Origin of the sequence: Methanosarcina sp. DH1, assembly GCF_020804205.1 — an archaeon.
Taxonomy (GTDB): Archaea; Halobacteriota; Methanosarcinia; order Methanosarcinales; family Methanosarcinaceae; genus Methanosarcina; species Methanosarcina vacuolata.
In genome coordinates, this window is record NZ_WJBJ01000002.1 from 1 (window position 1) to 13,301 (window position 13,301).

Consider the following 13,301-nt stretch of genomic DNA (forward strand, 5'->3'; position numbering starts at 1 on the left):
CCTGAGGTTGGAGTTGCAGAAAAAGCAGCAACAGGTTTTATTGGAACTGTTTTTACAGTGATATAGTTCTTTATTGTTTTCGTGTTTGTTCCAGCTGCATTCTTTACTGTTAAACTGACAGTGTATTTTCCTTCTTTACTATATGTGTGTACAGGAGTTTTAACTGTGGAGGTTTTTCCATCTCCAAAGCTCCATTTCCAGGATGTTGGGGAGTTTGTACTTTTATCTGTAAACTGCACCTTCAGTGGAGCGTTTCCTGAGGTTGGAGTTGCAGAAAAAGCAGCAACAGGTTTTATTGGAACTGTTTTTACAGTTATATAGTTCTTTATTGTTTTCGTGTTTGTTCCAGCTGCATTCTTTACTGTTAAACTGACAGTGTATTTTCCTTCTTTACTATATGTGTGTACAGGAGTTTTAACTGTAGAGGTTTTTCCATCTCCAAAAGTCCATTTCCATGAAGTGGGTGAGCCTGTACTCTTATCAGTAAACTGTACCTTCAGAGGGGCATTTCCTGAGGTAGGAGTTGCAGAAAAAGCAGCAACTGGTTTTATTGGAGCTGTTTTTACAGTTATATACTTGGACTTTGTTGCCGTATTGCTACCGCCAGCGTTGCTTGCTGTAAGTACTACTGTATAAGTTCCTGCTTTAGTGTATGTGTGCACAGGATTCTGCTCGGTTGAAGTTTTTCCATCTCCAAATGTCCATTTCCATGAAGTTGGACTATTGCTGCTTTTGTCAGTAAATGTTACCTTCAATGGGGCATTTCCTGAAGTTGGGGATGCAGAGAAGTCAGCAACCGGTGGGTTTGGTTTTTCTGGTCTGGTTTCCAGTTTGTCTATTTTGAATCCATAGGCTGTATCTGATCCGTCAGTCTGAAGCTTCACTTTCATAGTGTCTTCAGTGTACCAGTCAGTCCAGAAATCGTCTCCATTATTGCTTCGATCATAAGTTACGAGTTTATTACCCTCCKTATCTAGAATAGTTAATTTATCCCTATAATCAGCAATTGATAATTTTGTGAAATGTAACCTCATCTGAGTAGCACCAGGTTCACTTATTATAGGCCATGTATAGTCAAAGTTATTTGCGTAAGAATGATATGACTCTGGTAAAGTTGATGGAGGAGCCATATCAGTTCTTGTCTCTACCTGGTCTATTTTGAATCCATAAGCTGTATCTGATCCGTCAGTCTGAAGTCTCACCTTCATAGYGTCTTCAGTGTACCAGTCAGTCCAGAAATCGTCTCCRTTATTGCTTCGATCATAAGTTACGAGTTTATTACCCTCCKTATCTAGAATAATTAATTTATCCCTATAATCAGCAATTGATAATTTTGTGAAATGTAACCTCATCTGGGTTGCACCAGATTCTTCTATCGCAGGCCATGTATAGTCAAAATTATTTGCATAAGGATGATCTGACTCTGGTAAAGATTCAGCCGAAGAGGCAACAGTACATGTTATTATACTTATTAAGAAGCAACATATTACAATCTTTGAAAAATTCATTTTAGAACTCCTTCCTATTTCAGGCACTCAAAAAAATAATTTCACAAGGTAATATTTTTGCAATGCTGTACTGATCAAAATTAGAGACTTTAATATTTTTTGATTTTTTGATGGAAGTCACTGAATGCGAAAAACAATGGCAAATACAGGCAACTCTACAATACATATTAAAATCTCCAAGTTTACAAAAAATAACCTTCAGAGACCGTCTCAAAACTCAACTAATTTTTAAACTTTTCTATATTACCCCACAATTGAATAAAAATATTCGAAACTATATAAATTAAACAGAAATCTGGCGTGAATACAAAAAATTCATGTAGAAACTGCAGCAGTCTTTCCTACGAAAAACTTTAACATTAGTACAAAGTTTTCCATGCTTCTGCGTGTGCCAAAGGCTCATGAGGGTTTACACACCAAAAAAATGCTTTTAGAATTTTCAACTCAGCGTAAACAAATTAAAAAACCAAATTGTAAACTCAGTTACTTAAAACTGGAAGAGAACAATTATCTTAAGTTTGCTTAAAAAATAGATTTCGCTCTTTTGCGAAACATGATCAATTAATTATAATCACTATGCAAAAGTGGTATGGGAGAAAAGAGAATAGAAAAAATAAATTTCAAAAATGAAAGTTCTAAAAAAGAATTATTAGAAAAAATATGTAAATGGGATAGCGCGGATTTGAACCGCGGTCCAAGCGTCCCAAACGCTCGAGGATGGACCAAGCTACCCTACTATCCCAAGGGGTACTTCCCTTCAAACGATATTATCCTTTATATAGCTTTCGTTAGAACATGGGCCTGTCATGCTTTCTCTGGAAAATTTTACTGAGAAAATCAAAACTCTTTCTGCCTGAGCTTCCCAGAATTTTGAATTTCTTTCTGATTCTCTGAGGCTCTTTTCATTATTGCCAGCGTCTATACATCTCGTTTTCTACCCCGAGCAAGTCAAGAGTTCTTCCCACCATGATATCTACAAGGTCTTCAAGAGTTTTGGGTCTCGAATAAAATCCCGGGCAAGCTGGAAGGATACTTGCTCCTGCTTTTTTAGCTTTGAGCATATTTTCGATGTGTATGAGGCTAAGCGGGGTTTCCCTGGTCATCAAGATGAGTTTTCTTTCCTCTTTGAGGCAGACATCTGCGGCTCTTGTAAGAAGAGTATCGGATACCCCATTTGCAACGGCTGCAAGAGTTTTCATGCTGCAAGGGACGATAACCATTCCCCCTGTCCTGTAGGAGCCACTGGCTATTGGTGCTGAGAAATCTTTCTGGGCGTAGCTCCATGTTGCGAGTTTTTCCACTGCCTCTGAAATATAATCAGTTTCAATTTCGATTATCTGTTTTGCGGCATCCGTCAAAACCAGATGAGTTTTTATTTCTTTTTCCGCCAGTACTTCAAGAAGGCGAATTCCATACTGGACCCCTGAAGCTCCGCTGATTCCTACCGTTATCTCCATTTTATCCTGCCGTTAATGTTCCTGCTGATACTTTAATTCATCTCTGTGCTGTTATTATCAGTATTCTCTCTATGCAATTATTTTCATGAATCTCTCTAGCTGTTATTTTCATGAATCTCTCTAGCTGTTATTTTCTTCCTCATCTTATGCTTTACTTCTATTATTCATCTCATGCCGTTGATTCAAATCTATATCTTGCTCTTCCAGTTCGTCGCCTTTTTTGTAAAAAGAAATGAAGCTTTCCACCATTTCCCCTGCGGCTGAAACTATGTCTTTTATTTCTTCAGGGCTGATATCATCCTGGTGTATTCCGACAACAAACACCGAAGTCTTCTTTGTGGCTCTGCTCACCTGCCTCGCCCCATCAAGGGCAAGATATTCCTCCCGGTGCCCGGGCATTGTTATCACCGATGAACTTGCTCTCTGGTTTTTCTCATCAAAAAGCCCGACAGCAACAGCTCCCACATGTTCCTCTCCGCCTGTAAGGGTCAGAAGATAATCTTCTCCTACCTTTTTTGCACCAAGTACAATCTCAATTTTCCCCACTTTCCGCTTAATCTGAAACAAATTCCTACCTCGACCCTTAAAATTTCAAGGAAAATCCATTTTTCCTTTACGTTTTTTAGAATTTTCGTTTTTTAGAATTTTCATTTTTTAGAATTTTTATTTTTTAGAATTTTTATTTTTTAGAATTTTTATTTTTTAGAATTTTYATTTTTTAGAATTTTTATTTTTTAGAATTTTCATTTTTTAGAAGTTTCATTTTTTAGAATTTTCATTTTTTAGAATTTTTATTTTTTAGAATTTTTATTTTTTATAAAACATTGTTTTTATTTTATTCTACTCTACTTCAGATATCACTTAATTTAAACTGTTTAAGGGGTTTTTTAACGTCAAAATAGTCTCTTGCGGCCTTTCCCACGGCTTCACAGTACTCTTTCGGGCTGTATACTCCCATTCTCCAGTTATCCATTTGGGCTTCCTGTAAGATAGATACAAAATGAGAAGCTTCGTTAAGAGGAATAATCTTGTGGTCAGTTTTTATCATAGCTTGCATTTCCAGCATTTCGGGCGTCTTAGGAATGTCCACAAGCACATACTCAGGATTAACCCCTGCCAGTTCTGCAATTTCTTTTTCGACCCTTCGGATTCGGCCACGGTGCCTCAGTACGGCTTTTCCTACGTCTGCCAGGCCTACATATAAAGCCCGTTTATAGAGTTTACGTGCATCAAGCAGCCTTGAAAGTTCTCCTGCATATCCGGCTGCGTTTCTCATAGATGCAATAAGGTCTATATCGTCCATCTGCCTGAGCTTAAACGGGTCAAGTTCATTATTTTCAATCATATACTCCACTGCTCTAGAACACATAACTTCAGAAATCCTGGTTACATGATGATAGTAAACCGATGTGTTCATCCAGAAACGTGAGACAAGAAGTGATTCGGCAGCTTTTAGCCCACCATAATCTACAACAAGCCTATCCTCGTAAAAATTCATCTGTTTTATTAGACGATTATAATCCACAACTCCGAAGGCTACACCTGTGTAACGGGCATCCCTAACAAGATAGTCCATTCGGTCCACATCAATCTCACTGCTAAGGATCTGCCCTAGAGAAGTTTCTCCTTTTATGTGTTTTACGAGGTTTCCGGGAGAAATTCCGTATTTGCTCAGGACTTCTCTGATCTCTACTTTTCCCAGGATTTCCTTTACATCGTCATGCCTGCGCCGCGTGTATTTATCAATTACGTTCTCGGTAACGTGAGAAAAAGGTCCATGCCCTATATCATGCAGAAGAGCAGCAACTTTTATTTCGGTTTTCTTGTCCTCTTCAATCGAATTTAGACCCCTGGTCAGCGTGGATGCGAGATGCATTGTTCCAAGCGAATGTTCAAAACGCGAATGATTTGCTCCCGGGTAGACAAGGTTTGAAAACCCAAGCTGTTTGATCCTTCTCAGGCGCTGCATCTGGGGTGTGGAAAGAAGGTCCTGAACTAAATCATCCAGCTCGATGTAACCATGCACGGGATCAAGGACAACTTTCATTATTCTTTAGACAGATCTCATTATATATTGTTGTTACTACTACTCTGATACTGTAGATTTTGCAGAAACCCCTGATACCCGAAAGTTTAAAAGAAAGCCGGATATGGTATTATCATGATTATATTTTCAGGCGGCACCGGAACTCCAAAGCTCCTTGACGGACTCAAGGAAATCATCCCAGCAGAAGAATTAACTGTTGTTGTAAACACTGCCGAAGACCTCTGGATTTCGGGAAATCTGATTTGTCCTGACTTGGATACAGTACTCTATCTGTTCTCGGACCAGATCGACCGAAATAGATGGTGGGGCATAAAAGACGACACCTTTCTGACTTATGAACGTATGCAGAAACTGGGCGTCATTGAAAGCATAAAGCTTGGGGACTGTGATAGAGCAACCCATATAATTCGCTCGAACTTTATCCGTGATGGAATCTCCCTTACAGATGCGACTTTAGAGCTTGCGTCCATTTTCGGAATTGATGCAAAGATCTTGCCCATGTCTGATGATCCTGTTTCTACCTATATAGAAACTCCTGAGTCAATTATACATTTTCAGGATTTCTGGGTCGGAAAACATGGAGAACCCGAAGTACTGGGTGTTGATATAACGGGAATTTCCGAAGCTTCGATTTCTCCAAAGGTACTAGAAGCCCTTGAAACTGACGACAAAATCCTTATAGGGCCAAGTAACCCAATCACAAGCATAGGGCCTATCATTTCCCTGCCAGGCATGAAGGATCTGATGAAAAAGAAAAAGGTCGTTGCAGTCAGCCCAATAATCGGCAATGCCCCTGTAAGCGGACCTGCCGGGAAACTCATGCAGGCCTGTGGGCTTGAGGTCTCTTCAATGGGAGTTGCGGAATATTATCAGGACTTCCTGGATGTCTTTGTTTTTGATGAACGGGATCAGGCGGACGAATTCGCATTTGAGAGGCTTGGGTGCCGCGCTTCCCGTGCAGATACTCTTATGACTTCAACTAAAAAAAGCAAGGAACTGGCAGAGTTAGTGATAGCATTGTTTGATACTATTGCTTGTCCTTAATTTCCTATTTTTACTATTTTTTATTTTTCACTATTTTTTATTTTTACTAAACACTATTAATTGTTACTATTTTTTATTTTTACTAAACACTATTAATTTTTACTAATATTTATTTTTATTATTTTTTTGATTTATTCTCTTCAAATTTTCTTTTCATTACTTCTCTTACCCATTTTCATAACTTATATTTCTCTTTTTATCTATTTTCTAGTATATTCACAGCGTTAACAAAAGTCGAAAGTTTTATTAATACATTTAGTAGTAAAAATAACACCAAAAAATATTATGTATAAATTTTGTATTACAAATTAAATAATAATTTATGGAAAGTGCTATTTTCATAACCAGACTAAGAAAACATTAATTTAGTTCATTTGGAGAAAAAAGCATGATAAAAGCAGGTATAACAAATCTAAGGAGAATCAGCACAAAATTCATTTATCTTGTTTTCCTGACTGCCCTTGTTCTTTCCCTTGGATCTGTTCCAGGAATGGCAGCTGAAAATTGTAATTCTAACTTGATGGGTCAAGTCTTTGCTGCAGCTGAAGTAGATCTCGGAGCTATTGGACCAGAAAACACACTTATTATTACAGATATAGGCTCTCCTGCAGAGTCCTATGTTTTCCTTGACGATTTTTACTCAGAGTTTTATAACAGGGATCTTCAGTACACAAAAAATCTCCTTGTTGTCCAGAACTCAAGGAATAGTCCCCTATGGTTTGCATTTTTCAATAAATGCAGCGGGAAGTGCACTTATATTGAGGTCTCCTATGAAAACGAAAGTAAAATTAGCTACAAGGTAACGGAAAACATAGACTTTGATAAACTTTCGAAAACCAATAAATCGAGAGATGCGTGGAGTGAAAAAGTAAACAATTCGGTATTTGACGGGCACGAGTTTGCTGTTCTTTCAATTTCAAACGCCTGGGCTACAGGGAAGCTTGATTATGAACTTATGCAGTGCCTGGAGCTGCACAATCATTTCTGTCCAGGAGTTTCAAGCGGTTATGTGCTTGCAGGCTGGATGGAAGAAAACTACCCGCTTAAGGAAGGCGTGAGTTATACGGTTTTCTCCTGCCCCAAATGGTGCAAAGACGATGTTTTCGTGAAGCGCTGGGATGCGACCCCAGGTACAGGTGGAATTTGGGTCTCCTCATTAACAGATAACGAAACCGAAGCTCTAGGTGGTTCTCCAGCAGGCATCTTCGTAGTCAAGGATAAAAATGCCGGAACTATGAAAGCAGTAGTCCTCGGGTTTGACTTTGACGTTGTCGATGCGAACAGTGGTGCAAAAGACGATGATCCAGGATGGGTCTCGAAATATTTAGCTGATCTCTGGCTTATGGATAAAGAAAATTGGGACACAAAAGGACTTGTCTCGGTAATTTCAGTAATGGATATTGATGCCGATACCCTGAGCGAAATGGAGCTAGCAGACAATAATCCTTATGTGGTTCTCGGACTGCTTAATTCGACAGAGAGCACTCAGCCCTCGGAAAACTGAGCTAGTAGAACAGACAATTAAACTAATCTCTAAACCCACAAAAAGTTTAATCAGGTGTGTTTGAGGATTCCAGTAATCCTCATATCTGCCTCTTTCTCTTCCTTTTTTATTTTTTTAATAGGTCTTTTCTGAGTTAATTTGATTTTTTGTTTAAAATGCATAAAATCTTACTTAATATACAATAATCTTTAGTAAATTTAGAAAATTTTAATAAAGAGTATGCAAATTTTATGCGCATGGATGATGGCTCTGTCGAAAAATGGCAACGCGCCGATGAAGAAGTGAGAAAGAATCTGCCGCCGGGCGTGAAGCTAGTACACACATTACGAGGGCACACTGGAAGTATTCATCGCATTGCATGGTCACCGGATGGGCTGATGCTAGCATCACCGTCTTCTGACACAACGATAAGGCTCTGGAATACCGAAACGGGCGAGTGTCTGAACGTTTTGAGAGGGCATACAGATTTTGTTTTTAGCATAGTATTCGCGCCATCAGGTAAGAATTTGGTAAGCACGAGCAAAGACGGAACGCTGAACATGTGGGAAAGTGAATCTGGTAAATTAATTTATTCTCTTAAAGATACGTCAACGCGCGTTAGCAGGGTAGCCTTTCATCCAGATGGTCACATGTTTGCCGGCTTAAGTAATGACAACATGGTGATTTTATGGGATACAGACTCTGGCGAACTCATTCGATATATGAAAAACAAGCCTAAAGAAATAGTCTTTGACTTAGCCTTCGATTTGACAGGTCGGAAATTGGCTGGTGCGAGTGCTGAAGGCAAAGTGAAAATATGGGATATTACCTCAGGAAAGTTGTCTCACTCGCTTATCGGACATCGTGGTGCAGTTACTAGCATAGCCTTTGATTTAGAAGAGAACATTCTCGCCAGTGCAAGCCTAGATAAGACGGTCAATCTTTGGAATACTCAATCTGGACAGCTATTATTGTCCTTAGAAGGCCACACGAATGGAGTAGTTTGCGTTTCCTTTTCTAGTGATGGACAAATACTTGCTTCAACTAGTTATGAAAATGACAGAAATATCCGTTTTTGGAGGAAGAGTAATGGGACATGTGTTGCGACAATTCCAGAATTATCTTCTGAACGATCATTTCGATCAAAAGACGGAACGGCCGGAGGTATAGTCTTTCATCCATTTCTTCCTCTCATAGCCACGATTGGTTCAGACTTCGGAACGACAGAAGATATTCTCGATAACATTATCCACATTTATGAGCTGGATCTCCAAATTCTGCTTGGCCAACCCTCCACGTCTTCTATATCTTCGGTTACCTATACCAGCGCCAAGGTTGTGCTGGTGGGAGACACTGGAGTAGGGAAGAGTGGTCTAGCAGAAAGACTAGTTCATGGCAAATTTGTACCTACGGTGTCATCTCATGCACGGCGTGCGCATTTGCTAGAAAGCAAGGTCGTGAAAAATTCAGACAAAACTATGGTTCACAGGGAGATAATTCTTTGGGATCTTGCAGGCCAACCCGCCTACCGGCTAGTGCATCAGCTAAGCATAGATAATGCGGCGCTTGCATGCGTATTATTTGATGCCCGCAGCGAGACTAATCCGTTTGAGGGCGCTGCTTATTGGTCGCAAGTGCTTGATCAAGCCCACACGAATACTAAGAAAAAACTCATCAAATTTCTGGTAGCTTCACGTTCAGATGTAGGAGGACTTCCTGCGGGTTCGGAGCGTATAGATACCTTCGTCTACGAGAATGGATTTGCGGGTTTTTTTAAGACTAGTGCAAAGACCGGAAAAGGATGTAAAGAGTTGTTGAAAGCAATCCGTCAAGAGATTCAATGGGATGATTTGCCCAGTGTGAGTAGCCCAGAAGTGCTTCGAAAATTGCGCGATTTTGTTACCATTCTAAATCCGGCCAGAAGTGCGGTTGGTGCTAGAGAGATGCCAGCGCTCATGACGATTACTGAATTGCTCCAGCGATTTGAATCTGCCTTCCACGTGAAAGTTCCAGTTGAGGAATTCATTACGTATCTCCAGCGGCTGGAAGCCAGTGATACATTAGATTTACTGGTGTTCCATACTACTGGAGAGACTCCAAAGCTGGATGACAAGGTTCTTCTGGATACTACTCGCGTTGATGCATATGCTAGTATCGTGACGATTTAATTATGACACATAATGTTTTGCCATTTTCTCATCAGCATTCTTCTTCGTAAACTTCCAGTTTATTTTCTTTTTATTTATATTCCTTCTGTGCATCCATGCATCTACTTCTTTACTAAGCGTTTTTATGTCAGGTATTCGCCTGTTTGTACATTGTGTATTCATCACATTAATCTCTATTTCTGCAGCATTTAGCCAACTCGCATGCTTTGGTGTGTAATGGAACTCTATTTTTTCCAGTATCTTTTTTGCTTCTTCTTCGCTAAATGTCTCATAGAATGATTTTTCTTTGTGGATATTTAGGTTATCTGTAACCAGTCTGATGACTTCAGCTTTTGAATATTCCTTGATAACAAGATCTTTCATGAATTGCGCAAAGTCAGCCATTTTTCTGCTTTCGGTGACTCGAGTAACCCTTTTTCCTGCTTTAAATTCTACCGCCACAAATATGTTTGCTGTTCCATTCCTGATGTACTCATAATCATACTTCTCCAGACTTCCAGGCTTCATTGGAATGGGATTTCGCTTATCTTTGAGAAGTTGTTTCGGTTTCTCATCAAGACATATGAGAGGTCTTTTTGGGTCAAAATCCTCTTCGTACAGGTCAAGAACATCGTACATTCTCGTTCTGTATTCGGAATCAATTGTCTGAATGCACCACATCTTTTTCTGTCAGGGCTTAATTTTGCTTTTTTTCAAAATAAGTCTGATACTTTCTTTGTTTATCGTTTCAAAGCCTTCTTTTTTCCTCAATTCTTCACAAAGCAGTGAAAGTGACCATCTATTTCTTCCTTCTGGAGGTTTTGTACATGCTTGAGCTATTATTTCTGCAACGTGCCTTTCACTATATTTTTCAGGTTGACCTGACCTTGGTTTATCTACCAAAGCACTTTGTAGACCTTCTTCAAGACATCTTTTCCTTATCCTTAAAGCAGTGCTTCTACCAATACTTAATGTTTTAGCGATCTCAGTGTCTCCTTTTCCCTGATTTGCCAGTAGTAGAATACGTGCTCTGGTAAGAGATCTTGCATTTTTCTGTCCTTTTTTAAGAAAGTTTTTAAGAAATAGAACTTCACTATCATTAAGATTAATATTTAACATAAGATATAATATAGAATTCAAAGTATATAAGTGACTCATAACTATATTGTCACGATACTAGTTATTGTAAGAACTCTGTAACTGCTTAATATGTTTTTCAACAACGAGTTCATATACATGATTTATTCTGTAAATCGTATTTCTTCCTTCTTTTGTTTCTGTTATAAGGCCAATTTCTCTGAGATTTTTTATATACCAGCTGATTGTAGCCCTAGAAACTCCAAGTTCACGTGCAAGAGCAATATTTGTATTACAATTACAAGTTAGTATTTCTGAAATAATTCTTTGATTCATTACGTTCTGAAGGACAGAAATAACTCTTATCTCTTTCTCATTATAGGTAAAATTATTTTCGAAGAATCTTGTCTTTCCACCCTCTCTATAGACTTCGATTTTGTTCTGAGCTTCAAGGGCTTTTATGTGATATTTTATACTTTCCCTGTCTAAACCGACATTTCCTACAATCTCACTAATATATGCTCCAGGATTGGTTTTAATATAGGTGTAGATGTTAAGACGGCTGGGATTGTCAAGTACGTTTTTAGAGTTTACAATTTTATATCCCGCTATTGAGAAAATTATTCTTTTAGAATATAGTAAGTCAAGTGCCGCTAAGATGTTCACTGTGACCAACCACAAAAGAAACTCCCAGTAGGGTATTTCGATAACTTGAATTTCTACAACCTTTTCTCCATTAATTGGAACCCCAAATTGATCACTTGAAATGGGTTCTACAGTATATTCAGTAGCCTCAGCTGTTGCTATTAAAAAGATAAATAATAAAAAAAAAATTACTACATTTTGAAGCTTAGGTATGATAGGCAGCTTTAAGCGTATAGTACTCAGTTCCACTGATTGATGCTCCGAACACGTTGAGTTTCCAGTATCCTCCTTGTAGATATGTCCCTGTTTTTGGTCTTACACGTAAGACTATTGAATTTGAGCCTGATTGTGGTTTATAAGCCCCATAAGAGACGCCTGTAGGAGAATATATAGTAAGGCTCAGGATATTTCTCGCACTTCCCCAACTCAAAGATATGTCAAGATAAAGTGCTTTTGAGCTTACGTATGCTTTATTATATTTTGTTTGTCCTTTCACTATGGAGATTCCTGTTAAGGATATTTCAAAGATGTTTTCAGATGCTTCGGTGAATTCTAGCAGTTCTACATCTTCCTCAGTTGATATTGAAGATGAAGCACTTTGGGTACAAACAAAATCATCTTTCAAAAGTTCAACAATATATTCTTGTTCTGGAGGAGTCAAACTAACTTCCTGGTCTGTGTTTTCATTATACGAGGTCGTCATAATATCATCAAAAAAGATGTAGGAAGATAGAAATATAAATATTTTGATTAATAGTTCTCATATTAAAGCGACCAATATTATTATATTATATATAAAATATATAATATTTAACGGTTAATATCTAAATTTTATCAAAGATGCCTAGCATACGGTTTTTGTTTTTCAAGCAAATAGTCTTATTTTTTCTAAAACCAGGATGTCCGATAAACTTATAAAGTAAACTAACAAAATCAATTACTCTTTGGTAGTTATTGTTTTACAGCCTAATATCTGTCTTTTTAAGCGCATATATTATTTTTCCTTCGATAACCATGATTCATCAATGTAAAAACGAAACACATAGTGCAACTCTACTAAAAAATTTTTCTTAAATTTAAAAATCCATAATTAAGCTTTATTTAAAGATTAACTGAATTATAAAGCTTAATCAAACTGCTTTTATTACCTCTATTCGGTAAGTATGTTTATCTCTTTTTCAGACGATTAACACTCTAGACTTACAAGTCAATAAGCTAACTGAAACAATAGATTGACAACTTAACAACTATTTAGATATCAACTACATGAATTGAGATCAGGAACAAATTGAGATCAGGAACAAATTGAGATCAGGAACAAATTGAGATCAGGAACAAATACAGTACCAGATATTGGATGGGTAAAATAATGAGAAAAAAATTAATTATATTGCTAGTTTTGTGTTGCATGTTCCTCGCAACAGGATGCGTGGGAAATGAACTGGTAACTCCAGAAAAGGCTGTAACTAAAGCTGATGCAGATAATCCAAATGGAGAGGGCACAACTGAAACACAAAATGTGACAGAGACAGGAATAAAAGAATATACAGTTGAAGAACTCGCAAAGTACGACGGTACAAATGAAACGATATATGTCGCTTATCAAGGTCAGGTCTATGATGTCTCTTCTGATAGTTATCTTTGGAAAGATGGCAATCATGAAGGATGCCCTGCAGGGAAAGATATAACTGAAGAATTGGACAGGACGCCACACGGGGCTGAAATATTAAAGAAATATCCTGTTGTCGGGACTCTGAAGGAATAATACAAAATTATGATAACTTTATAACAGCTTTTTACGCCCATTCGTCAAATTTTTTGTCTCATGTTATCACTTTTTGCCTATATGTCAGTAAACACAACCGGCACATCCTTAAGATGAATATAAGTAAA

Annotated in this window: 10 protein-coding genes, 1 tRNA gene and 1 pseudogene; 4 read left to right on the forward strand and 8 right to left on the reverse strand. The window is 38.0% G+C overall.

The features are described 5' to 3' along the window. The 5 genes from FXW07_RS00515 to FXW07_RS00535 form a co-directional block, all read right to left on the reverse strand. On the reverse strand, nucleotides 1–1,463 hold a 1,463-nt coding region (locus FXW07_RS00515), incomplete at its 3' end, for a PKD domain-containing protein (RefSeq protein ID WP_229393412.1). A 712-nt stretch (nucleotides 1,464–2,175) separates the two neighbouring features. Then, nucleotides 2,176–2,250, reverse strand: a tRNA-Pro gene (locus FXW07_RS00520). A 163-nt stretch (nucleotides 2,251–2,413) separates the two neighbouring features. Beyond that, a complete protein-coding gene (locus tag FXW07_RS00525; protein WP_229393271.1) occupies nucleotides 2,414–2,965 on the reverse strand; it encodes a UbiX family flavin prenyltransferase in 552 nt (183 codons plus the stop codon). A gap of 144 nt (nucleotides 2,966–3,109) precedes the next feature. Further along, on the reverse strand, nucleotides 3,110–3,532 hold the full coding sequence (locus tag FXW07_RS00530; protein ID WP_229393273.1) for a hypothetical protein: 423 nt from the start codon (nucleotides 3,530–3,532) through the stop codon (nucleotides 3,110–3,112). A 283-nt stretch (nucleotides 3,533–3,815) separates the two neighbouring features. Further along, a complete protein-coding gene (locus FXW07_RS00535) occupies nucleotides 3,816–5,012 on the reverse strand; it encodes an HD domain-containing protein (protein ID WP_229393275.1) in 1,197 nt (398 codons plus the stop codon). A gap of 114 nt (nucleotides 5,013–5,126) precedes the next feature. On the opposite strand from FXW07_RS00535, the gene cofD reads away from it, so the two are divergent. The 3 genes from cofD (at nucleotide 5,127) to FXW07_RS00550 (ending at nucleotide 9,707) form a co-directional block, all read left to right on the forward strand. Continuing rightward, nucleotides 5,127–6,056, forward strand: a complete 930-nt coding sequence (gene cofD, locus FXW07_RS00540; RefSeq protein ID WP_229393277.1) for a 2-phospho-L-lactate transferase — start codon at nucleotides 5,127–5,129, stop codon at nucleotides 6,054–6,056. Between the two features lie 388 nt (nucleotides 6,057–6,444). After that, nucleotides 6,445–7,560: an FmdE family protein gene (locus FXW07_RS00545; protein ID WP_229393279.1), complete on the forward strand. Its 1,116-nt coding sequence runs from the start codon at nucleotides 6,445–6,447 to the stop codon at nucleotides 7,558–7,560. 236 nt (nucleotides 7,561–7,796) lie between these two features. After that, on the forward strand, nucleotides 7,797–9,707 hold the full coding sequence (locus tag FXW07_RS00550; protein WP_229393281.1) for a GTPase: 1,911 nt from the start codon (nucleotides 7,797–7,799) through the stop codon (nucleotides 9,705–9,707). Here the strand turns inward: FXW07_RS00550 and FXW07_RS00555 are convergent. The 3 genes and pseudogenes from FXW07_RS00555 to FXW07_RS00565 all read right to left on the reverse strand — a co-directional run bounded on the left by FXW07_RS00555 (nucleotide 9,708) and on the right by FXW07_RS00565 (nucleotide 12,111). Beyond that, nucleotides 9,708–10,805 (reverse strand): annotated as a pseudogene (locus tag FXW07_RS00555) (IS630 family transposase). A gap of 57 nt (nucleotides 10,806–10,862) precedes the next feature. Beyond that, nucleotides 10,863–11,657 (reverse strand): winged helix-turn-helix transcriptional regulator, encoded by a 795-nt coding sequence (locus tag FXW07_RS00560; RefSeq protein ID WP_229393283.1) that lies wholly within the window; start codon nucleotides 11,655–11,657, stop codon nucleotides 10,863–10,865. After that, a complete protein-coding gene (locus tag FXW07_RS00565) occupies nucleotides 11,614–12,111 on the reverse strand; it encodes a hypothetical protein (protein ID WP_229393284.1) in 498 nt (165 codons plus the stop codon). The genes FXW07_RS00560 and FXW07_RS00565 overlap by 44 nt, the downstream gene beginning before the upstream one ends. Before the next feature lie 654 nt (nucleotides 12,112–12,765). Between FXW07_RS00565 and FXW07_RS00570 the strand changes: the two genes are divergently transcribed. Beyond that, nucleotides 12,766–13,173 (forward strand): cytochrome b5 domain-containing protein, encoded by a 408-nt coding sequence (locus FXW07_RS00570; protein ID WP_229393285.1) that lies wholly within the window; start codon nucleotides 12,766–12,768, stop codon nucleotides 13,171–13,173. Nucleotides 13,174–13,301: the final 128 nt, after the last annotated feature.

Bases quoted from the DNA above. Each gene is read 5' to 3' on its own strand.
- FXW07_RS00525 (WP_229393271.1), bottom strand. From the start codon at position 2,965: ATGGAGATAACGGTAGGAATCAGCGGAGCTTCAGGGGTCCAGTATGGA.
- FXW07_RS00535 (WP_229393275.1), bottom strand. From the start codon at position 5,012: ATGAAAGTTGTCCTTGATCCCGTGCATGGTTACATCGAGCTGGATGAT.
- cofD (WP_229393277.1), top strand. From the start codon at position 5,127: ATGATTATATTTTCAGGCGGCACCGGAACTCCAAAGCTCCTTGACGGA.
- FXW07_RS00545 (WP_229393279.1), top strand. From the start codon at position 6,445: ATGATAAAAGCAGGTATAACAAATCTAAGGAGAATCAGCACAAAATTC.
- FXW07_RS00550 (WP_229393281.1), top strand. From the start codon at position 7,797: ATGGATGATGGCTCTGTCGAAAAATGGCAACGCGCCGATGAAGAAGTG.
- FXW07_RS00565 (WP_229393284.1), bottom strand. From the start codon at position 12,111: ATGACGACCTCGTATAATGAAAACACAGACCAGGAAGTTAGTTTGACT.
- FXW07_RS00570 (WP_229393285.1), top strand. From the start codon at position 12,766: ATGGGTAAAATAATGAGAAAAAAATTAATTATATTGCTAGTTTTGTGT.